The organism is Halalkalicoccus tibetensis (assembly GCF_037996645.1).
GTDB lineage: Archaea > Halobacteriota > Halobacteria > Halobacteriales > Halalkalicoccaceae > Halalkalicoccus > Halalkalicoccus tibetensis.
The window spans coordinates 887,394-908,745 of the sequence record NZ_JBBMXV010000001.1 but is presented as its reverse complement, the minus strand read 5'-3'; the positions used below and the strand labels follow the sequence as shown (position 1 = coordinate 908,745).

Genomic DNA, 21,352 nt, shown 5'->3' with positions numbered 1-21,352 from the left:
CCTCACGTGGTCGGTTCTCGAAGAGTGTGTTACGCCACTCCACGCCCGGATCGGTGGACGAACGGACGGGAGTGTACACTCGTGGTCGGACGTGCGTACTGCGGAGTGGCTACATCACCCACACAACGCTTATAGATGTTCATAATCGTTGTTTCAGGTATGGACGCTATCAGCGCGAACGTGTGGTGTGTCGGTCGATCGGATACCAGATTCGACAGCACGTTCACCAAATTCGCGACTCTGATAGGGTCCACCTGGACTCGCGTGCGGCGGTCGGAAGCGAGCTCCAGACCACGCGTCCCGTTGCGGTACCGCCATGAGTAGCTCCCAGCACCCTGTCGCGCTCAGGCTGGAGCGGGCGCTCGGGCTCCGGGAGGCCGTCTCGGGCCCGACGAAGCTGCTCGCGATCGTGATGGTCCTCCCGCTGATCGACGGGATCTTCCCCGCGCTGATCCTCGCGGGCGGGATCGACTCGATCGCGGGCATCGTCCAGGTGGGCCTGCTCGTCTTCGGCGGGAGCGCCGTCCTCGCGGTCATCCTCGCGGAGATGGACGGCACGCCCAGGGAGCAGGCGAAGATCGTCCTGCTGATCGGGGCCGGCCTGTTGCCGCTCGCCGCGCTGGAGGCCGCCCTCGCGCCGACGATCGCCAGCGTGCTCGACCTCGCGATCTTCGAACGGTTCGCCGCGCTGGTGATCGCCGCGATCGCCGCCAAGACCGCGAGCGCACGGATCGGCGAGTACCTCCCCTCGCCCGGCGTGATCGTCGGGCTGGGGTTCATCGCGAGCGTCGACCCCGCCGGTGCCGAACTCGTGTTGGTGCCCGATCCGGGGCTGATCCTGCGGGCGGTCGCCGCCGCGGGCGTCGGCGTCGCCTTCGCGCTGGGGGTCGCGCTGTTCGGCCCCTGGCTGCGCCGGAACCTCGACATCGACTCCTTTCGCTTCGGCAGCGCGATCGCGCTCGGTGTGCTCCCGCTGTCGCTTCTCGGGGTGGCGTTCGAGCAGGCGCCGCTGGTGGTGCTGATCGTCGCGGGCGTGCTCGCGTTCGATCCCGGGAGCGGGGTCAGCGACCGCCTGACCGGGGCGAACGACGACAACGGCGACTCCGGGTCGTGGTCCGAGGAGGACGACGGCGAGGGGCGGCCGGCGGGCTACGCGGCCGACAGCGAGCGCGAACCCTGGCTGTAGCGCGGCGTTTTTGTGGCCGGCGGGCCTGGTCGACCCATGGACCAGAACCGCGTCGTCGAGGGCCGGATGGTGAACCCGTCGGGACTCGCCGAGCTGATCGAGGACGCCGACGTGATGGAGGCCACGGAGATCGAGGACGCCGACAGGGAGTGTCCCGAGTGTGGCGGGGACGTCCTCGAAGTGGGCTACATGCCGAGCGTCAGCGAGTTCGTCACCGGCTATAAGTGCCAGGACTGTGGGTGGAGCGAGACCGATCGGGAGTAATCGAAACCCCTTTAGGCCGTTTGGTCATATCGTGGGATGCGGGGTCGTGGCCAAGCCCGGAATGGCGACTGACTCCAGAGGCACCGCGTTCGGTGACGAGACTCCAGACTGATATACAGAGCGGCCGACTGATCATCGGTTCGCGTTGACGACCCTCTGGAGTACCGAGACGCGGCCGGAGATATCAGTCGATCGGGGGTTCAAATCCCTCCGACCCCATACTTCTGCCGTCATCAGAAGATCGGATCAGGTACGCTCTCGGTACGGGGTGGCGCTGAAGCCCCTCGTCGTGAACGTCGAATGCGATCGCAAACGCCCCTGATTGTACGTTCTCTGAACACGCCACCTCCGAGTGAGAAATCGCAGCCCGGCAAAACGCTCCATTGCGGTCACGACTCGCCACGAACGAGATCGAGTTTCGCGAAATGGCCTTCTAGATAGAGCTCCACCGAGACGTCTTGGAGATCGTCATCAGTCGCGGTTCCGTCACAGTCCACCGACGAGACGACGGCGTCGATCGTCTCAGCAAACCGTCCCTCGTAGTCGATCGCCAGATCCGCAAAGATCGTCCCCGTGGCACCGTCAGTATCGACGAATTCGACGGACGTCATCTCGGATCGACCTCTATCACGCCGTGGCTGGTCGCCCTGACCTCGAAGCCGCTGTACTGAAAGCGGACCTGTCCCCGTCGTCCAGTGTCGGTCAGGGCCGGCGCGAACAGGTCGTTGAACGCGTCCGTATCGATCTCCCGGTAGAGGGGATCGAGATCCAGCGGATCCGTGTGGGTCATCGTCGCGACTGCAGCGACCACGGCCCGACTCGGTTTGTCGATCGACGGATCGTACTCCAACCGATAGACCATCTCGTCTTCGTGATAGCTGATCCCCTCCGCCGATCGGAGGAGGTATGACTCGATCGTTAGATCCGGATAGCCACCGTCTTCAACGACCGCCTCTCGGAGGGTGTCGTTCGTTCTACCACTGTGGGGCCCAGTTGCTGTCACTGCTGTCTACTAGGGCCGTTTCGCGGTTGAGCCTGGCCTTTGCTTGGGTAACAGGTTTATCCGTCTATTCGTCGGACGTAATCAACGTACTCGCAACGAGCCGTCTGGTACCCCGTTGCAGCCGCGAGGCCACGGCTTGTCTCGTGATCCTCAGTTCGTCAGCGATCGCTTGTTGCGGTACTTGCCGTGGGGAATCGTAGTAGCCACGAGCATACGCGAGCGTCAACGCCTCCCGTTGGGCGTCGGTGAGATCGGATTCCAGATCCGAATGTAACGGTGAGAGTGCATGAAGGTGGGTCAGCTCCACCGGAATGTCGTGTTCTTGGCAGTACGATCGGAAGTCAGAGAGGGTCTGCTGATCGTTCCCGCGGACATCGAACGTCCACTCGTCCTGCTTCCCGATGGCCGACACGAGGACCACGTCCGTTTCGAGAATCGCAGTCAAGACGCTCTCGTGTTCGAGGTTCCACTCGACACGGACGAGCGCGTTGTTGTCGACGGTATCAATCACCCGCGTATCACGAATACCAGGATGGTCGATGTCGCTCGTATCGATACTGGCTGCATCAGCGCCCTGTACCCAGAAGTATGGTACGATCGCTGCATCCGTCGGGATGACGCGGTCGAGCTCGATTCGTACGTCAGGGAGGGCGGAGAAAACGGCAGCCAACGGAAACTGACTATCGGTGAACGTGGCTTCGATCGCCATACATCACGTAGGTGAGACCGAGTAAAACCTCCTTGGTCAGTCAGTTATAGTGTTGCAGTTTACAGGTTCTGCTGTTTCATACCGTTTCGGCTTCCGCCCAGCAGCTCGGGCTGGTGGTGTCGAGGTCGAACAGTTACGGGTCCGCTACGGGCCGCTGACGGTCATGATCAGCGGGCCACCATCCGGCGTTTCCGGGCCGTCGGTTTCCCCGTGTTCGCTGCCTATGATCCGATCCTGGAACTGATACGGCTTCATCTATCCGAGTTATATCATCCACCGTTATATATTGAATGCACGATAAACTGAGAAATATTTTGTTATTGAACCATATTCCTTCATACTCTAGTGAACTGATCGGCATGGCCGACTCCCGCCCGGATTCCGGGATCTCGCCGACCTCTAGAGTGGTAATATATGCCATAGAGTACGGACGAGCCACTACGGGCCCAGTGATCGTTCGGGCCCGCTCGTTCGCCGCCCGTGGGCGCCATCTCAACCCATTTCAGCACGGGCCCTGTAGGTCGGCCATGGACGGGGCGTCGGACGACACGCTGCGGGGACGGAGCGGCGAGAGCCGGATCGCCCACTGGCTCTTTCTCGACGCGAACCGGTGGCTGATCGCGGGGCTGCTCTCGGCGGTCTCCTTCGTGGCGTTGGTCGCCCTCGGGGCGGCGGCGCCGCCGCTCCGGGAGGCGATGGCGAGCACGGCACCGGTCGAAACCGCCTTCCAGGCGCTCATCGCCGCACTCATCACCGGCGTCACGCTCGTCGTCTCGATCAACCAGCTGGTGCTCTCCCAGGAGATCGGCCAGCTGGGCGATCACCACCAGTGGATGGACGAGGCCATGGAGTTCCGACGCGAGGTCGAGGTGCTGTTCGGGACGATCGGCCCGCCCGATCCGGCGCAGTTCCTCCAGGCGCTCGTCGAGACCAGCGCCGAGCGGGCCGAGGCGCTCCGGGAGGCGGTCAGCGACAACGACGACCAGGAGCTGTGCGACCGGACGGATCAGCTCGTCGAGAACGTCGTCAAGAACTCCGAGGAGATCTACGCACAGCTGGAGACGGCGGAGTTCGGGGAGTTCGACGTCTTGCGCTCGGGGCTGAACTACAACTACTCCTGGAAGATCTACGCGGTGCGCCGGCTCCGGGACGAACACGGCGACAGCCTCGCGGAGGAGGACCTCGAGGCGTTCGACGAGCTGGTCGCTATCCTGACGCTGTTCGGCCCGGCGCTCGAACATTTCAAGTCGCTGTACTTCCAGTGGGAGCTCGTCGGCCTCACCCGATCGATCCTCTACGCGGCGATCCCGGCGTTGATCGGATCGATCGCGACGGTGCTCTATCTGACCCCGGAGGCGCTCCCCGGCGGGACGCTCGGCGTCGACAACATGGTGTGGGTCGTGAGCGCCAGCGCGACGCTCTCGCTGGTGCCCTTCTTCCTGCTCGCCGTCTACGTGGTCCGGATCGCGACCATCTCCAAACGGACCGGCGCGCTCGGCCCCTTCATCCTCCGCCGGTCGGAGCGAACGACCGCCATCGACTGGGAGCAGTAACGCTATCGGTGCTGCCCGCCGAGCGGCCGGGTGTCGACCCGGAGCGACCCCACCAAGAGAAGGACCGCGAGCCCGATCGAGGGGTCGATCCCCGCCGGGGCCGCGAGCGCCAGAACGGCCGCCATCGGCAGCAGGCCCAGCAGGCAGTAGCCGAACCGGCGGCGCCGCGCCCGCAGCGAGTCGGCCGACAGCGAGGGCAGCAGCGCGAGTCCCAGGGCGCTCAGCGCCAGCGCGACCAGCGCGTTCAACAACGGGAGGCCGGAAGCGGTCTCGACGAGCACGCCGCCGTAGGCCGCGAGGCTGAGCGTGCTCGAGAGGTAGACCGCGCGGGTGAGGACCGCCCGCCAGCCGGCGCTCGTCGAGAGCGTTCGGCCCGACAGGACGGGCCACGGGCGTCCGATTTCGAGATGACCGCCGCGAAACAGCGCGAGTAACAACGAGAGCGTGACGATCGAGACGACCGCGCCGGTCGCCACCTCGACCGTGTAGACCGGCGTCGAGGCGAGGATCCAGAGGGCGGGCAGGCTGAACAGCGCGGTCTGGCCCAGCCCGCCCCGGATGAGGTCGACGAAGAAGTCGTAGAACGACCGGTGGTCGTGGGCCGCCTCGCCCGTCCGCCGGTCGCCCGTCGAGTGGATCGGGCTCCCCTCGCCGCGTTCGCGCTCGCTCACACGGCCCCGTTCAGGGGCCGCCAGGATAACCGTTTGGACGGGGACTGGAGGTCGGTCGGCCGTTCTCCGAACCGCCTGCCGGGAGCCCCACCCTTAACCCGCCGCTTCTCCGAGGCGAGGTGTGGACCTATCGATCGTCGACCTCGCGCCGATCCCCGAAGGGGGGACGGCAACGGAGGCCTTCGAGAACACCGTAGAGCGGGCACAGCACGCCGAGGAGCTCGGCTATTCGCGGTTCTGGGTCGCCGAACACCACGACTTCGTCGACCGGCTCGCGAGCACCACCCCCGAGGTGTTGATCGCCCGCATCGCCGCCGAGACCGACGCCATCAGGGTCGGCTCCGGGACGGTGTTGCTCAACCACTACAGTCCCTACAAGGTCGCAGAGACGTTCGGCGTCCTCGACGCGATGGCCCCGGGCCGGATCGACCTCGGGCTCGGCCGGGCCACCGGAAACCCGGTGAGTGACTACGCGCTGCAGGCCGATCGGGACGAGCAGCGCCGGCGGACCGACGACCACGCCGAGAGGATCGAGGAGACCGCCAAACACCTCCACAACGGGTTCGACGACGACCATCCCTTCAGCCAGCTCGACGTCGCGCGCTCGCGCGACTCCGTTCCCGAGACCTGGGTGCTCGGCTCGAGCCCCTCGAGCGCCGAGATCGCCGGCGAGCTGGGGCTTCCCTACTGCTTCGCTGCGTTCATCAGGCCCGAGCCGGCCGTCAGAGCTCTCGAGGCCTACCGTGAGAACTTCGAGCCCTCGCCCTTCGGCGCCGGGCCCGACGAGCCCCGGGGCTCGATCGCGCTCAACGTGACCTGCGCCGAGACCGACGAGGAGGCCGCGCGGCTGCGCGCGCCGAGCGTGGCGGCCCACCGACGCCTCCAGCGCGGCCAGACCGACCGCCCGCCGATCCACTCCGCCGAGGAGGCCATCGAGGAGCTCGGCTCCGTGCCCGAGCCGACCCCGACGGATATCGAGCCCGGCGAGTGGCCCCGGCGGATCTCGGGCAGTCCCTCGACCGTCCGGGAACTCCTAGAACGAATGACCGAGCAGGCGGGCGTCGACGAAGTCGTCGTCCAGAACCAGATCGCCGACCCCGAGGACGTGCTGCGATCGCACGAACTGCTCGCCGAGGCGGTCGACCTGACGCCCCGGTGATGGGCGATGGGCGTTATGGGCCCTCGGCCGTTCGGAGCCGGACCTCGACGATCGCCGCCCCGTCCGGACCGGTGCCGACCCGGATCTCGCCGCCGTAGCTCTCGATCACGCTGTCGGCGAAGAAGAGGCCGATCCCGCTGCCCTGGTGGAGCTCGGCCCCCTCGTGGTCGAGAACCCGATCGCCGCGATCCATCGTGCCCTCCGGCCCGACGTCGGCGACGGTCACGAGAACGCTCGCCTCGCGCTCCTCGACGCTCACCTCGACGGCGGGACGCTCCCGGTCGCTCTGCTCGACCGTGTTCTCGAGGACCGCGGTGAAGACCGGCGCGAGCAGGTGGTCGGCCACGACCCGCAGCGACGGGACGGCCGACGAGGCGAACCGCACGCCCTCGAAGCTGCGGGTCGCGTCGATCAGTGCCTCGTCGAGCGCGTAGTCGAGCCGGACGGGCCGGTTCTCGGCCTCGGAGCTCCCCTCGAGATGGTCGACGAGATCGTGAGCCCGGTCGCTCTCGGCGCTGACGCGACCCAGCGCCGCCTCCGCCGTTTCGAGGAGGTCGAGGGTTTCCTCGTCGTCGATCCGGGCCCGCGCGCTCTCGAGGCTGCCCGTGGCGACGTTCAGGTCGTTTCGCAGGTCGTGGCGGAGGATCCGGTTCAGTACCTCCGCGGCGTTCTCGTAGCGGCGCTGTTTGGTCGTGTCGATGAATATCGCCACGTAGCCCCGCCGCCAGCCGTCGACGATCAGCGGGGCCACCGACCCGCTCCCGTAGACGATCGCACCCTCCTTCGTCCGCAGCTCGTAGTCGCCGCTCCAGGCCTCCTCGGCGATCGTCTCGACGATCTCGGCGTAGGTCTCCAGGTCGCCCGAGATGACCGTGGCGGGCTGGCCGACGAGCTCGTCGTAGTCGTAGCCGGTGAACGCCAGTCCCGCCTCGTTGACGTCCCGGACGACGAGGTCGGTGTCGACGATGAGCGCCGGGGCGTCGATCTCCCGGAAGGCGCTCTCGTACAGTTCGAGGTCGGGACCGCTCATGTCACCTATCGCCCTCGGAGCGCATCGCGAACAGCTCCGTGTAGTAGTCGACGACCGGGTCGATCACCGCCGCGAGGTCCGCCGTCCGATCGGCGTGGCCCCAGTCGTCGTGTCCCCGTACCCCCTCGACGAACCGCCGCCCCATCCGGTCGGTCGCGTCCGCCGACGGCTCCTCGACCATGGCCCGGAGCTTGATCCCGTGGGCCCCGTGGGCGGACCGCTCCCAGCGCGGGTCGCGCTGGCCGTGATACACCCAGAACCGCGTCTGTTCGGTCGCGTAGCGCCCGTCGATCCCCGCGGATCGACAGGTCCCCGCCAGAAGCCCCCTGACCCGGTCCCAGCGCTCGTCGTGAACGGGATCCGAGCCGTACGCCCCGCCCGGATCGGTCTCGAGGGCGCCCTGAAGACGCCGTTCGGGGAGCCGCCGCAGCCGGTCCCAGTTCTCGATCTCGTCCTGGACGAACAGGGCGCGCATGAACGACTCGCCGGCGGCCCGCGCCCGGGTTCGCTCGATCTCGGGGAACTCGGCGCCGTAGGCGATCGCCATCCGGTCGATGGCACGTCGGCCCACGGCCTCGGCCCGCCCTGCGTCGCCCCGTAGGAGGGCTCGTTCCCGTTCGTCCTGGAGGTGGTAGGCCTCGAGCAGCGTTCGGGCGGCGGCCGTCGCGTCGTCGGGGCGGAGGGGCGGCTCGGCGGGAGGGGTGGCTTCGTGGAGGGATATCATCGTCGCTTATTTGTGGTATTACATTATTCTCGGTAAAAATATTCCGATTTTATATAAAACAAACTGTGTTTCGTGTGCCGGTTCGATCCCGCGGCGAGGGGTGGCGGGTCAGGGGAATGCGACGCCGCCGACCGAGACGGGGTCGGCGCGCCACTCGCCGTCCTCGACGTTGGGCGTGCCGTCGGGATGGCCGAAGGCCCGCCACAGCTCCGAGAGCGCGGGCTCGAGGTCCCCGAGGACGTCGGCGTGTTCGCGCGGGGCGATCGAGGCCGTCGTCACCCGCGTGGAGTAGCGGTCGAACCCGAAGGAGGGGGCCGGCTCGAGCCCGTCCTCGTCGTATGCGAGGCGCGCGTCGGTGGCGCCGAGCACCGAGATCCAGACCGAGGCCGTCGCCGCGAATCCCATCCCCGAGAGGGCCGAAAGCGCCCCGCGGACGGCGACGGTGATCGCGGCGTCGAGCCCCGCCGTGTCGGCACCCGCCGAGGCACGGAGCAGGGGCTCGTCGCCGGCCTCGAACAGCCGCGTCGTCGCCGACTCGTAGAGCCCGTCTGTCCTGATCAGCGCGTAGCCGCAGTACTCGCCCTCCCCGCCCCGGTCGTAGGCGATCCGCAGGGTCTCGCGGGCGTCGACGGCGGGCGCGTCGGTCGCCCCGAGGACGGCAGGGTCCGCGATCCCCGAGGAGGCCCGCCGGCGTTCGGTCGAGAAGATGCCGTTGGGGACGACGTGGACGGCCACCGCCGGACCCGCCTCGAGCTCGGTCGCCTCGTCGGTGCGGGCCTCGATGGCGTCGAGGCGCTCGTCGCGAAGCTCCTCGAGGGTCGCGAGGTGGTGGGTGTCGAAGCCGAGGTTGATGTCGAGGTGGTGTTTCGCCAGCCCCGGAGCGGTGTTGTAGAGCTCGCCGATGAGGTCCTGGCGGTGGTAGAGCCGGAGGCGCCAGCCGTACTCGCGGGCGATCTCGTCCTCCGCGTCGAACTCCTGGAGACCGGTCACGTCCCGGTTGGTGACGAAGACGAACAGGCCGTACTCGTCGCCCCGTTCACGCTCGAGGCGCTTGACCTTCCGCGCCGAGGCGCGCATCGCCTCGCGCCAGTCGGTCGCGACGCTCGCGCAGGCGACGCCGGGGCGGTCGCGCATCCAGATCCGCGCGCTCCACTCGCCGGTGCCGGCGCGGAACTCCTTGGTCCGGTAGCCCCGCGAGCGGATGAACGCCGCGGCCAGGTTCTCGAAGGTCCCCTCGTCGGCGGCCTCGATAGCGTACTCGAGCTCCTTCATACGGGGCCATCGGCAGTGAGAATAGTTAACGTGGCGGTGCGCGGCCGGTCGAGACGGTTCCGTCCCGCGTCGTCTCAGTCGGAGTCGACGGTCAGGACGATGTCGAACTCCTCGTCGGCCGGGGCGGCCGGTCGTGCTCGCGGGAGGCCGCGAGCGACGCGCCGGGACAGACGTCGGTGATCTGTTCGACGACCGACCGGGAGTTCACGCCGCCCGGGACGACGACCCGGAGCCGTCCCGAGCCGTCCTCGGCCCGGATCAACCCGATCCGGACGCCCCGGTTGGCGAGCCGCGAGACCAGCGAGGTCTCCGCCAGCCGGAACTCGATGAGCCCCCTGTCGTCGTTCGTCGCCAGCACCGTCGCCTCCGCGACCGCCGGACTCTCGGTCGCCAGTTCGGTGATCCTCGCGGGATCGGCGCCCTCGACCGTGAAGAAGAGGAGCGGGTCGGCGTCGTGGGCCGAGCCCTCGTAGGTGAACCGGCAGTCGGCGCGGACCGACAGCGAGACCGCGAACAGGTCCCCCCTCTGGAGATCGAACTCGAGCTCGGTGACGCCGTCGGCGGTGAGGATCCGCCGGCTCTCGAGGGTGTTGTAGGCGTTCGCGATGGCCCGACCGACCGACTCCAGCACCACCCGCTCGTGGTCGTCGAACGCGCCGGGCCGGTCGGCGTAGACGACCAGCACCCCGTAGGTCGTCCCGCCGGAGACGAGCGGGATCGCCGCCATCGTCCCCGCCCCCTCGCGCCCGACCGACCCGTGCCAGGAGGGGTCGCCGACCGGGCCGAACCGGGCGCGCCCGGTCGTGAGCGCGTCGACGACCGGGTCCTCCCCGTGCCCCATCGACAGGCTCGCCCCGTCCGCGTCGACGTCGCCCGCCCAGGTCTCGGGGACGACCGCGTCGGACCCGGGGTCGCGATCGCCGATCCAGGCGGCCTGGTACGCGTCCTCGGCGGTCAGCCGATCACAGACCTCCCGCTCGATCCCCTCGCGGGTCGTCGCCCCGACGAGCACCCGGGTGACGTCCTCGAGCAGCCCCTCGATCCGCGCGAGGACCCGTTCGAGCGTTCGGCGCTCGCGCTCGACCTCGCGCACCCGGCGTTCGACCTCGTGTTCGGCCCGCTTGCGGGCCGTGATGTCGGTCTGGAACCCGACGAAGTGGGTGACCTCGTCGTCCCCGTCGTGGATCGGCGCGATGTCGACCCCGTTCCAGAACTCGGTCCCGTCCTTGCGATAGTTGCGCAGCTCGACCGAGACTGGCTCCTCCTCGTCGATGGCCTCGCGCATCGCCTCGACCGGCTCGGGGTCGGTCCCCTCCCCCTGAAGGAACCGGCAGTTGGTGCCGAGGGCCTCCTCCTTCGGATAGCCGGTGAGGCGCTCGAACGCGTCGTTGATGTAGATCAACGGCAGATCCTCCCGGGAGGGGTCGGCGATCGTGACGCCGATCGGGGCCTCGTCGATCGCCCGTTCGATCAGCCGATCGTCGCGCATACGGTCGGTCCGCACGGCCCGATTAAATAGGTTGACCCGGTCGGTCGTCATCGAATTATTTATCATGTTAGACCGATGATGTCGTGACGCTGGCGTGAGCCAGCGAATACGAAGGTGGATGGGGGCGATCGGGCTCGCCCCTTCTTCTATTGTCGACCCCGTGGCCGACGGGTCACCCGATCAGTTCCTCGATCAGAAGGGCTATTACCGACCGCCGCCGGACCCAGTGTATGCACGAGGAGCTACTCGAAGTGGTGATTCACTCGGCGCTGCTGGCGCTCTACAGCCTGCTCACGGTGGGGCTCGCGGCGGCGAGCGCGCTCGTCGAGTACCGGAGCTACGCGGCGCTGACGACCGGAGAGATGCTGCTGGCCGGCTGGATGGCGGCGATCGGGCTCGTCGTCCTGGTCTTCGCGTACTTCGTGCTTCGGGACAAGGCGCTGGTCGAGTACCGCTACCTGACCGGATAGCCCCTTTTCGTACCGTTCGAGACGTCGTTTCAGACCCGCCAGCGCAACAACACCCCTTCGTCCAATCGCTCGACACCCTCGAGCGATAGCTCCGGGAATCCCTCGACGAACCCCTCGCCGTCGGCGAGCGTCGGGGCCTCCCGGCCGCCGATGACTTTCGGGCCGACGAAGACCGACAGCTCGTCGACCAGCCCGGCCTCGAGCAGCGAGAAGATCAGCTCGCCGCCGCCCTCGACCATCAGGCGCTCGATATCGCGTGATTCGAGCTCCGCGAGCGCGCCTTCGAGGTCCGTCCGCTCGGCTCCGGCGACGACGACCCGTGCGCCCGCGTCCTTGAGCGCCCCGACCCGCTCTCGGGGCGCCGCCTCGCCCACGAGCAGGTAGGTCGTCGCGGCGTCGTCGAGGACCCGCGCGTCGGGCGGCGTTCGCGCCCGCGAGTCGGCGACGACCCGCGCGGGGTGGGGCGGTTCACCCCCGTTCTCACGGTCGGCGACCCGGTCGGGGTCGTCGAGCGTGAGATGAGGGTCGTCCGCGAAGACGGTCCCGACCCCGACCATGACGGCGTCGCAGTCGGCCCGGAGGGCGTCGACCCGCTCGAAGTCCTCGGGGCCGCTGATGGCGATCTGTTCGCGCCGCCGGCTCGAGAGCTTCCCGTCGGCGCTGGTCGCGGCGTTGACGACGACGTGCATACCCGCTCCTGTCGGGGGCGGTGAAAACCAGTTCCGATCCGCTGGGCGACCGTTTATACCCGGGCGCGCTCAAAAGGAGGTGATGAGCGTAGAAGACCGTGCCGAGGAGCTCGCCTCCGACCTCGGTATCGACAAAGAGGAGGTCAGAGAGGACCTCGAGAACCTGGTGTCCTACAGCGTCCCGATGGACGAGGCCGTCCAGAGCCTGCGCCGCAAGTACGGCGGCGGCTCCTCGGGGGCCGAACCCGAGTCGAAGGCCATCGGCGAGATCACCACCGACGACGGCAGCGTCACCGTCACCGCCCGGGTGCTGACCGCCGGCAAGCGCTCGATCCGGTATCAGGGCAACGAGCAGGTCATCACCGAGGGCGTGCTCGCCGACTCGACCGGGACGATCGACTACACCGCCTGGGAGGAGTTCGGCCTCTCGCCGGGCGACACCGTCACCGCGGGCAACGCCGGGGTCCGCGAGTGGGACGGCCATCCCGAGCTCAATCTGGGCGAGTCGACGTCGCTGGTCTTCGAGGACGAGACCCTCGAGGTCCCCCACGAGGTCGGCGGCGAGACGGACCTCGCGAGCGTGACGCCGGGCGACCGGGGGCTGACCGTCGAGGCCCGCGTCCTCGAGGTCGAGACCCGCACGATCGACGGACGCGACGGCGAGACCGAGATCCTGTCGGGCGTCCTCGCCGACGAGAGCGCGCGGCTTCCCTTCACCGACTGGGAGCCGAGAGGCGAGATCGAGGAGGGTGCGGATCTGCGCTTCGAGAACGTCTACATCCGGGAGTTCAGGGGCGCCCCCTCCGTGAACTGCTCGGAGTTCACCACCGTCTCGACGCTGGATCGCTCGATCGAGGTGAGCGACGGCGCTCCCCGGAGACTGGTCGGCGAGGCGGTCGAGAGCGGCGGGGCGTTCGACGTCGAGCTGGTGGGAACGATCGTCGCGGTCCGCGATGGGTCGGGGCTGATCCAGCGCTGTCCCGAGTGCGGTCGCGTCGTCCAGAAGGGGCAGTGTCGCAGCCACGGCCAGGTCGACGGCGAGGACGACCTCCGGGTGAAGGCGATCCTCGACGACGGGACCGGGACCGTTACTGCCATTCTGGGCACCGACCTCACCCGCGAGGTCTACGGCGGGGGTCTCGAGGAGGCCCGCGAGCAGGCCCGCGAGGCGATGGACCAGAAGGTCGTCGCGGACACGATCCGCGAGCGGCTCGTCGGCCGCGAATACGCCGTGAGAGGCTCGCTCAGCGTCGACGAGTACGGCGCGAACCTGAACGCGAGCGAGTTCGCGGAGGTCGACGAGCCGCCCACAGAGCGTGCGCGGGCGCTGCTCGCGGAGGTGGCCGAATGAGCTCGAACGACGGCGAGAACGGCTCCGGCGGCGACTCCGGGCCGGGCCGGCGCGAGGTCGCCCACCGGCTGTTCGCGACCGAGTTCGACGCCGCCTCGCTGGAGTACGCCGACAGCGACGAGGAGCGCGCCCCGAAGTACGTGATCACGCCGACGGGCGCGCGGGTCAACCGTCTGTTCGTCGTCGGCGTCCTCACGGAGGTCGAGCGGGTCAACGACGAGGTCGTCCGCGCCCGCGTTGTCGACCCCACGGGAGCGTTCGTCGTCTACGCGGGCCAGTACCAGACCGACGCGCTGGCCTTCCTCGAGCGGGCCGACCCGCCGATGTTCGTCGCGGTGACGGGCAAGGCCAACACCTTCCGGCCCGAGGACTCCGATCGGGTCTACACCTCGGTCCGACCGGAGAGCGTCGCGGAGGTCGACGCCGAGACCCGGGACCGCTGGACCGTCCAGGCGGCCGAACACACCCTCCGGCGGGTGAGCGAGTTCGCCGCCGCGCTCGAAGGGGACGAAAGCGATCCGGCGAGCGGGATCGCGTTGGCGCGCGAGGAGTACGGGACGACGCCCGCCTATCTGTCGGCGCTTCGCGACACCGCGCTCGACGCGGCGCGGCTCGTCGCCGGCGAGGTCGAGGAGGTCAGCTCGCCGGGGATCGCCCCCGGCGAGGACGACGGCCGGGCGGTCGATCTCACGGACCTGCGGGAGCGGGACGCCGAGACCCCCGAACCGATCGCGGGCGAGGAGGCCGACGCGGACGCTACGATTGATGCTGACGAAACGGTCGACATGGCCGACACGAGCGGTTCGTCCGAGTCGACCCCGTCGGCGGAGCCGTCGTCCGCCGAGCCCGACGTGGGAGCGGAAGCGGGGGCGGAGACTGAAGCGGAGAGCGCCGCCGAGCCGTCGGCGGAGACGGGTGACTCCGGAACGGCGGAGGCAGAGGCCGAGGATCAACCCCGAGGAGAGCAGACATCGCCGGAATCGAGCGGATCGGAACCCGACGAGGCCTCCGGAACGATCGACACGACGGAGGCGGTCGATACGACGACGGCGGAACCCGAATCCGAACCGGAGTCGGGTTCGGACGACCTCGGGGACTTCGACGCCGGCGGGTCAGAGCCGAGCGAACCCGAGCCGGAGGGGGAGGCGACGGCGGACGCCGTCGCCTCCGGCAAGGGGGAGATGTACGAGTTCGACCCCGAGGAGCGCGCCGAGATCGAGGCCGAGTTCGACATGGACTTCTCCTCGGGCAACGAGGTCGACGACGCCGGCGAGGCCGACATCGACGTACCGGAACCCGACGAGTCGGAGGCGGCGTCGGAGGAGGTCGATACGGCGGCCTCCGAGGCCGCGGAAGCCGAAGCGGGGAGCGGGAGCGAGGACGAGGCGGCCGACCCCGTGGCGAACGAACCCGAGTCCGAGCTCGAGCCTGACGCGGAGTCCGAACCGGATTCCGCTGGCGAGGCGGACGCCGAGGAGGACGTCGACGTCGAGGACCGGGCGATGGCCGTGATGGCCGAACTCGCAGACGGTGACGGCGCCGATCGCGAGGAAGTGATCGAGCGCGTCGCGAGCGAGGCCGGCGTCGCCCCCGAGGAGGTCGACGACGCCATCGAGAGCGCGTTGTTGAGCGGGCGGTGTTACGAGCCCCAGGACGACGTGTTGAAGCCGATCTGATGGCGCTCGTCGAGCCGATCCCGGGCGAACCGGCCGCGTCGGCGGAGCTCGGCCCGGAGCGCGCGCTCGTGCTCGCGGACTTCCACGCGGGGATCGAGCAGGCGCTTCGCTACGAGAACGGCGTCGAGGTCGCGAGCCGCGCCGAGCAACGCCGCGAGCACGTCGAGCGGCTGCTCGGCGAGACGGACGCCGACCGGCTCGTGGTCCTCGGCGACTTCATGCACTCGATCGGCGGGCCCGGCGGGGCCGAGCGCGGCGAGATCGAGGTGCTGCTCGAGGGGCTGTCGGTGCCGGTGACGGTGGTGAAGGGCAACCACGACGGCGACATCGAATCGATCGTCGGGGACGCGCGCTCGCCCCGAACCCCGGGGGAGATCCCCGAGGTGACGGTGACGCCCGGATCGGGATGTCGGCTCGGCGACGTGGGCTTTTGCCACGGCCATAGCTGGCCGGCGCCAGAGGTGCTCGGCGCTCGGATGGTCTGCGTGGGCCACGAACACCCGCAGGTCAGGCTGACCGACGAGGTGGGCGGCACGCGCACCGAACGGGTCTGGCTGCGGGGTGCGCTCTCCCGTGAGCCCTTCGCCGACCGGATCGAGGCATGGAGCGACACCGATCTCGTCGTCTTTCCGGCGTTCAACGAGCTGATGGGCGGGACGTGGGTCAACGTCCGCGGGGAGTTCCTCTGTCCGTTCCTGCCTGAAGGGCTCGACGGGGGGGAGGCCTATCTGCTCGACGGGACGCGTCTCGGCCTCTATCATGAGATCTGAACAGCTAGTTACGAATATTTGATACGAAATACGACGATCAGTTCTACGATCAGCCCGACGACGACGAGTAACTATGCGATCGTGAAACCCGTATCGAGATCGCTCAGAGATGCGATGAACGCCACAACCACCGGCGAAAGGAGGTAGCAACCAGCGGTAACGAGGGTCAACGGTGTGGTAAATCGTTCGTCAGTTCGATAGATGCGGAGAAACAGTCTGCCGATCAGAACTGGCGCAACGATTACTCCAAGGAATCTGACTGGCAGTTGCCATCCGGTGAGAATATCAGTGAGCCACATGAAACTGCTAGCCAGCATTGTGACTGCGAGGACGAAATGAGAAACAATGAATACGAATTCGAGAACGTCCTCGTAGGTACAGCGACCACGTGATTGATGATCTACCATAGTTGATGGTCTATATGTGTGTGTTTGCACCATTCTATTCGACGTTGTTATCCCGCGGTTCCGAACGCTATCGATAACCCAGTTATGATCGCGAGTAATAACGCTGCAAGAGCGGTGGCAAGAACTCCGGTCACAAATCTGAGCGGACCGAGGTCGAAGTCGTTTAGGAACTCGGTCGCTTGTTCTTCCAGAGCAGCAATCGTCGGAATCTCAGTATAACAGTTGGTAACGCAGATCTGTCCTGCTTCGCTTCCCAGCCAAACGCAGGTATCGAATCGGCGAAGTTGAAAACCGATCCAGAAGTCGAGATTGACCGAAATTCCACCCAAACTAGCGTCTATGAAGGTTGCATCAGCCGCGAGTAGTGGCGGTGTAGAGCCACCTACACAACTGTACGTTCGATCATCGAGAAAATCTCCGGTGCTAAAGCAAGCTTCACCGTACAGTGGAACGTCGAAGCACTCTTCAAAGCCGACTTGTTGAGTTCCGAAAGAAGCGTCTGAATCATCGAAGATTCGTGGTATCTGTCGTGTTCCTACCACTTTGGCATCCGTAACCTCACCGCTGGGCGTGATCCGCTGGGATAAAATCTCGCCAGAATCCCAGTACTGCAATGTCTTCTCATCATCCCATCGAAGGTCAAACGGAAAGCCCAGTTCAACATCAGCTACCCTGGTCAGTTTCTCTACTGACGCTGTATCAGTAATATCCTCGGGATCCTCAACATTTGGCAAATGGACGTTATCAGCAGTATTGACCCCGGTAGCAACGTATATTTGAGGATCATCTTTGAAAACAGGTGTAGTGAACGCCACGAGTGACTGTGTCGGATGTTTGGCTGTTTCAACCGCTATATCTTCAATCGTTTTATCGTTCGTTCTGTTCTCTGTATCGGTAGAGACTATCTCCTCATTTTCACCGTTGGTTTCGGTAGCAGAAATCGGTTGTGAGAGCAGTGCACCACTAACTCCTGCTGAACCAAGCAAGTTGAGTAATTGACGCTCAGTGAGTCTGTTGTTTATTTCAGACCGTTCCATTAGTCTGTATCACCAATAGTGTGTATAAGGTGGCTAATTATCTATTTAATTACTGTATAGAATTCAGAAATTTGACCCCGGGCTCCACAATCCGGTTTCCATTTCAGATCTTGTAAACCAGTACAAAATACTTACCATCGGTAGACTTATTTCAAATTGATATATACTGTTAGTATGTCTCTACAGATGGACCGGCCCGAGATCGCCGACGCTCTTCGGTGTCTTGTGGACAACGCCGAACTCGTTGAGGCGATTCATCGTGGTACCGAGCGAAAACGCGATCTCGCTGAAGCTCTCGGCGTTTCGACTCAGACTATCTACCGGAGGACGCGACAGCTTCGGGAGTACAGACTGGTCGAGAAATCTTCAAAAGGCTATCGGCTCACACCGATCGGCGAACTGCACGCTCGAATGATCTCCGACGCACAAGACGTTTCCGAGCGAATCTACGCCGGTGAGCGTCTCTTCTCCGATCTCGGGGGCGGCGTCTCGATTCCCCACTGGCTTCTCAAAGACGCCGAAATCATCTATCCGACCCGAAACAAACCACACGAACCGCTAGAGCGAATCCGAGAGAAACTCGCGGAAACGACGAACCTCAGAGGAGTGGTCTCTACGGTCATTCCTGAACATATCACCTACTCGGCCGAACGGCTAGCCGAAGGCTCCCTCCGTGCTGAAATCGTTTTCACGCCCGCCTGTATCGACGAGCTTGAAACCGAATTTCCCACCGTGTTCGCCCGGTCGCTTGGCAGGGACAGCCTCACGCTATGGGAGACGGCTCGTTCTGTTGAATTCGATCTGCTGTTCTGTGCCGAACAGGGATGGGTCGGAATCCGCGTTTACGACGGCGTCGGCAGACTGAGCGGCGTCGTGTACACCGAGTCCGAACCAGCAGCCGAGTGGACTGGCGGGATCTACCGAACGTACCGGAATACCGCCCGCCCGCTCAGCGCATAGATTCCGACAGGCAGTGCCCTTAGGTTGCTCGAATCCCTACTGAGCCCGATGAGCGAACAGCGGGCTTCGTCGGGTTCTGCGGCCTTCACACATCTCGGAAGCGAGGTCCGGGCGGCGCTCTCAGAACGGGGGTTCTCGACGCCGACCGCCCCCCAACGGGAGGCGATTCCGCCGCTCGCCGCCGGAGAGAACGCCCTGGTGATCGCGCCCACCGGCACCGGCAAGACCGAGACGGCGATGTTGCCGGTCTTCGACTCGATCTCGCAAGCGGAGGCCCCCTTTGGAATCTCCGCGCTCTACATCACGCCGCTTCGGGCCCTCAATCGGGATATGCGCGAGCGCCTCGACTGGTGGGGCGATCGGTTGGGAATCGAGGTTGCGGTGCGCCACGGCGACACGAGCGACTACCAGCGCCAGAAGCAGGCCAACGACCCGCCGGACGTGCTCGTGACGACCCCCGAAACGGTGCAGGCGATGCTGACCGGCTCGAAGCTCAGGGAGGGGCTCTCGGACCTCGAACACGTCGTGATCGACGAGGTCCACGAGCTCGCGGCCTCGAAGCGCGGCGCGCAGATGTCGATCGGGCTCGAACGCCTCGTCGAGCTCGCGGGCGACTTCCAGCGGATCGGCCTCTCGGCGACCGTCGGCGACCCCGAGGAGGTGGGATCGTTCCTCACCGGGAACCGACCCTGTGCGATCCGCGAGGTCGACGCGGGCAGCCGCCTCGATCTGCGGGTGCTGACCCCGGAGATCGAGCCGGGCGACGAACAGCTCGCCAGCGAGCTCGTCACCGAACCCGAGATGGCGAGCCACGTGCGGGCGATCCGGGAGATCGTCGAGGAGAACGAGTCGACGCTGATCTTCGTCAACACGCGCCAGACGGCCGAGGCGCTGGGATCGCGGTTCAACGTGCTGGATGCGAACATCGGGGTGCATCACGGCTCGCTCTCGAAGGACGCGCGAATCGAGGTCGAGGACGCGTTCAAGGCCGGCGAGCTCGACGGGCTGCTGTGTACGTCCTCGATGGAGTTGGGGATCGACGTCGGCCAGGTCGACCACGTCGTTCAGTACGCCAGCCCCCGGGAGGTCTCGCGGCTGCTCCAGCGCGTGGGGCGGGCGGGCCACCGCAGCGACCAGGTCTCGCAGGGCACCGTGATCGCCACCAGCCCCGACGACGCGCTGGAGGCGCTCGCGATCGTCGATCGCGCCCGGAACGGCGACGTCGAGCGGGCGGCGATCCACACCGGCAGCCTGGACACGCTCGCGAACCAGATCGCGGGGCTGGTGATGGGCCACGGCGAGATCCGAGCTAGAAAAGCCTACGGGATCGTCACCCGCGCGGCGCCCTTCGCCGACCTGCCAGAGGAGACCTTCCGGGAGGTGGTGCGGGAGCTAAGCAGCAACAGGATCCTCTGGCTCGACGAGGAAGCGGACAGCCTGGAGAAGTCGGGCGGGACGTGGCAGTACGTCTACGCGAACCTCTCGATGATCCCCGACGAGGCGACCTTCGAGGTCCGCGACGTCGCGAGCGGCCGGGGTGTCGGCACCCTCGACGAGCGCTTCGTCACCACGTTCGCCGAGCCGGGCGCGACGTTCATCCAGCGCGGGGAGATGTGGCGGATCGTCGAGATCGAGGAGGAGGAGGAGAAAGTCAGGGTGAGCCCCGTCGAGAACCCGACCGGCGAGATCCCCTCGTGGGTCGGCCAGGAGATCCCGGTTCCCCAAGCGGTCGCCGAGAACGTCGGCGAGCTCCGCCGGGTCGCGGCCCCGCAGTTTTCGGGCGGTGCCTCCCGCGAGTCGGTCGCCCGCGAGTTCGTCTCGCGCTACCCGACGGACCTCCACACCGCGAGCGAGGCGCTCTCGCCGATCGAGCGCCACGTCGAGGCCGGCCACCCGATTCCTGACGAGGACCACTTGCTGATCGAGTTCTCGGGGGGAACCGTCGTGATCAACGCCTGTTTCGGCCACAAGGTCAACGAGACCCTCGGCAGGCTGCTCTCGGCACTCCTGGGCCAGCGCACCGGCTCGTCGGTAGGGCTCGAGACCGATCCCTACCGGATCGAACTGACGGTGCCCTCGGGGCTCGCCGCCCGCGACGTCGTCGAGGTACTCGAGGAGACGGACCCGGAACACGTCGAGGCGCTGATCGAGCTCAGTCTGAAGAACTCGGACGCCCTGAAGTTCCGCCTCGCGCAGGTCGCCGCGAAGTTCGGCGCGCTCAAATCGTGGCAGGGCTCGCGGGGATCGATCTCGATGGATCGTCTGTTGGGCGCGCTCAAGGACACCCCGATGTACGAGGAAGCGATCAGGGAGGTCTTCCACGAGGACCTCGACGTGCCCGGGGCGGCCCGCGTGCTCGAACGGGTCCAGTCGGGCGAGCTCTCGGTCGATCGCGTCGGCGAGCGCACGCCGCTGGGGATCGGGGGCCGGTCGTCGAGCACCGAACTCCTCTCGCCGGAGAACGCCGACGCGAGCGTGATCGAGACGGTGCGAGAGCGGATCAGGGAGGACCGCGTGCTGCTGGCCTGCTTACACTGCAAGGAGTGGGACCGCACCCAGACGGTCGAGCGGGTGGCGGAGAAGCCCGAGTGTCCGAAGTGTGGCTCGACGATGGTCGCCGCGCTCAACCCGTGGGCCGAGGAGGTCGTCGAGGCCGTGCGGAAGGCGGACAAGGACTCCGGGGAGGAGAAGGCCACCCGGCGGGCGTACAAGGCGGCGAGCCTCGTTCAGGGCCACGGCAAGCAGGCGGTGATCGCGCTCGCGGCCCGCGGGGTCGGCCCCCGGAACGCCGCCTACGTCATCAACAACCACCGCGAGAGCGAGGACGACTTCTACCGGGACATCCTCGAGAAGGAGCGCGAGTACGCCCGCACCCAGGCGTTCTGGGATTGAAAAGCAAGCGAAAGACCCGTATGACAGGGGGTTGAATCGC

21 protein-coding genes and 1 tRNA gene are annotated in these 21,352 nt (G+C 66.6%); 11 read left to right on the top strand and 11 right to left on the bottom strand.

Annotated features, from left to right (window positions below):
- The first annotated feature begins 316 nt into the window (after positions 1-316).
- From WOA58_RS05165 to WOA58_RS05155, 3 genes are all read left to right on the top strand, one after another.
- The gene (locus WOA58_RS05165) at positions 317-1,186 is read left to right on the top strand and encodes a DUF5794 domain-containing protein (RefSeq protein ID WP_340603094.1); all 870 of its coding nucleotides are present in this window, start codon (positions 317-319) and stop codon (positions 1,184-1,186) included.
- 36 nt (positions 1,187-1,222) lie between these two features.
- Entirely contained in the window at positions 1,223-1,450 is a 228-nt protein-coding gene (locus WOA58_RS05160; protein ID WP_340603093.1) for a DUF5795 family protein, read from the top strand.
- A gap of 40 nt (positions 1,451-1,490) precedes the next feature.
- Positions 1,491-1,669, top strand: a tRNA-Trp gene (locus tag WOA58_RS05155).
- Between the two features lie 170 nt (positions 1,670-1,839).
- Here WOA58_RS05155 and WOA58_RS05150 read toward each other — a convergent pair.
- From WOA58_RS05150 to WOA58_RS05140, 3 genes are all read right to left on the bottom strand, one after another.
- Complete coding sequence (locus tag WOA58_RS05150) at positions 1,840-2,061, bottom strand: hypothetical protein (RefSeq protein ID WP_340603092.1); 222 nt, start codon at positions 2,059-2,061, stop codon at positions 1,840-1,842.
- Positions 2,058-2,453 (bottom strand): HalOD1 output domain-containing protein, encoded by a 396-nt coding sequence (locus tag WOA58_RS05145; RefSeq protein ID WP_340603091.1) that lies wholly within the window; start codon positions 2,451-2,453, stop codon positions 2,058-2,060. The genes WOA58_RS05150 and WOA58_RS05145 overlap by 4 nt, the downstream gene beginning before the upstream one ends.
- A 64-nt stretch (positions 2,454-2,517) precedes the next feature.
- Complete coding sequence (locus WOA58_RS05140; RefSeq protein WP_340603090.1) at positions 2,518-3,162, bottom strand: helix-turn-helix domain-containing protein; 645 nt, start codon at positions 3,160-3,162, stop codon at positions 2,518-2,520.
- A 527-nt stretch (positions 3,163-3,689) separates the two neighbouring features.
- Between WOA58_RS05140 and WOA58_RS05135 the strand changes: the two genes are divergently transcribed.
- On the top strand, positions 3,690-4,715 hold the full coding sequence (locus tag WOA58_RS05135) for a hypothetical protein (RefSeq protein WP_340603089.1): 1,026 nt from the start codon (positions 3,690-3,692) through the stop codon (positions 4,713-4,715).
- 2 nt (positions 4,716-4,717) lie between these two features.
- Here WOA58_RS05135 and WOA58_RS05130 read toward each other — a convergent pair whose 3' ends face one another.
- Positions 4,718-5,386 carry a hypothetical protein gene (locus WOA58_RS05130; protein ID WP_340603088.1) on the bottom strand — a complete coding sequence of 223 codons (669 nt, stop codon included), beginning with the start codon at positions 5,384-5,386 and terminating at the stop codon, positions 4,718-4,720.
- Positions 5,387-5,507: 121 nt separating this feature from the next.
- Here WOA58_RS05130 and WOA58_RS05125 point away from each other — a divergent pair, with 121 nt between their 5' ends.
- Positions 5,508-6,545, top strand: a complete 1,038-nt coding sequence (locus WOA58_RS05125) for an LLM class flavin-dependent oxidoreductase (protein WP_340603087.1) — start codon at positions 5,508-5,510, stop codon at positions 6,543-6,545.
- 13 nt (positions 6,546-6,558) lie between these two features.
- Here WOA58_RS05125 and WOA58_RS05120 read toward each other — a convergent pair whose 3' ends face one another.
- From WOA58_RS05120 to WOA58_RS05105, 4 genes are all read right to left on the bottom strand, one after another.
- A complete protein-coding gene (locus tag WOA58_RS05120) occupies positions 6,559-7,575 on the bottom strand; it encodes a PAS domain-containing sensor histidine kinase (RefSeq protein WP_340603086.1) in 1,017 nt (338 codons plus the stop codon).
- Position 7,576: 1 nt separating this feature from the next.
- Positions 7,577-8,299 carry a hypothetical protein gene (locus WOA58_RS05115; RefSeq protein WP_340603085.1) on the bottom strand — a complete coding sequence of 241 codons (723 nt, stop codon included), beginning with the start codon at positions 8,297-8,299 and terminating at the stop codon, positions 7,577-7,579.
- Positions 8,300-8,407: 108 nt separating this feature from the next.
- Positions 8,408-9,571, bottom strand: a complete 1,164-nt coding sequence (locus WOA58_RS05110) for a hypothetical protein (protein ID WP_340603084.1) — start codon at positions 9,569-9,571, stop codon at positions 8,408-8,410.
- A gap of 91 nt (positions 9,572-9,662) precedes the next feature.
- Positions 9,663-11,060 carry a bacterio-opsin activator domain-containing protein gene (locus WOA58_RS05105; RefSeq protein ID WP_340603083.1) on the bottom strand — a complete coding sequence of 466 codons (1,398 nt, stop codon included), beginning with the start codon at positions 11,058-11,060 and terminating at the stop codon, positions 9,663-9,665.
- 230 nt (positions 11,061-11,290) lie between these two features.
- Between WOA58_RS05105 and WOA58_RS05100 the strand changes: the two genes are divergently transcribed.
- Positions 11,291-11,530, top strand: coding sequence for a hypothetical protein (locus WOA58_RS05100; protein WP_340603082.1), 240 nt, complete (start codon positions 11,291-11,293; stop codon positions 11,528-11,530).
- Between the two features lie 29 nt (positions 11,531-11,559).
- Here WOA58_RS05100 and WOA58_RS05095 read toward each other — a convergent pair whose 3' ends face one another.
- On the bottom strand, positions 11,560-12,219 hold the full coding sequence (locus WOA58_RS05095; protein ID WP_340603081.1) for a 2,5-diamino-6-(ribosylamino)-4(3H)-pyrimidinone 5'-phosphate reductase: 660 nt from the start codon (positions 12,217-12,219) through the stop codon (positions 11,560-11,562).
- Positions 12,220-12,301: 82 nt separating this feature from the next.
- Here WOA58_RS05095 and WOA58_RS05090 point away from each other — a divergent pair, with 82 nt between their 5' ends.
- Genes WOA58_RS05090 through WOA58_RS05080 form a run of 3 tightly spaced genes read left to right on the top strand, consistent with a single transcriptional unit; the run spans position 12,302 to position 16,016 of the window.
- The gene (locus tag WOA58_RS05090) at positions 12,302-13,570 is read left to right on the top strand and encodes a Single-stranded DNA binding protein (RefSeq protein WP_340603079.1); all 1,269 of its coding nucleotides are present in this window, start codon (positions 12,302-12,304) and stop codon (positions 13,568-13,570) included.
- Positions 13,567-15,246: a hypothetical protein gene (locus WOA58_RS05085; protein ID WP_340603078.1), complete on the top strand. Its 1,680-nt coding sequence runs from the start codon at positions 13,567-13,569 to the stop codon at positions 15,244-15,246. Before WOA58_RS05090 ends, WOA58_RS05085 begins: the two co-directional genes overlap by 4 nt.
- Positions 15,246-16,016 (top strand): metallophosphoesterase, encoded by a 771-nt coding sequence (locus WOA58_RS05080; RefSeq protein ID WP_340603077.1) that lies wholly within the window; start codon positions 15,246-15,248, stop codon positions 16,014-16,016. Before WOA58_RS05085 ends, WOA58_RS05080 begins: the two co-directional genes overlap by 1 nt.
- 71 nt (positions 16,017-16,087) lie before the next feature.
- Here WOA58_RS05080 and WOA58_RS05075 read toward each other — a convergent pair whose 3' ends face one another.
- The gene (locus WOA58_RS05075) at positions 16,088-16,423 is read right to left on the bottom strand and encodes a hypothetical protein (RefSeq protein ID WP_340603076.1); all 336 of its coding nucleotides are present in this window, start codon (positions 16,421-16,423) and stop codon (positions 16,088-16,090) included.
- Between the two features lie 47 nt (positions 16,424-16,470).
- A complete protein-coding gene (locus WOA58_RS05070) occupies positions 16,471-17,460 on the bottom strand; it encodes a hypothetical protein (RefSeq protein WP_340603075.1) in 990 nt (329 codons plus the stop codon).
- A 186-nt stretch (positions 17,461-17,646) separates the two neighbouring features.
- On the opposite strand from WOA58_RS05070, the gene WOA58_RS05065 reads away from it, so the two are divergent.
- Positions 17,647-18,420 (top strand): helix-turn-helix transcriptional regulator, encoded by a 774-nt coding sequence (locus WOA58_RS05065; protein ID WP_340603074.1) that lies wholly within the window; start codon positions 17,647-17,649, stop codon positions 18,418-18,420.
- Positions 18,421-18,468: 48 nt separating this feature from the next.
- Positions 18,469-21,312, top strand: coding sequence for a DEAD/DEAH box helicase (locus tag WOA58_RS05060; RefSeq protein ID WP_340603073.1), 2,844 nt, complete (start codon positions 18,469-18,471; stop codon positions 21,310-21,312).
- The last annotated feature ends 40 nt before the right edge of the window (positions 21,313-21,352 follow it).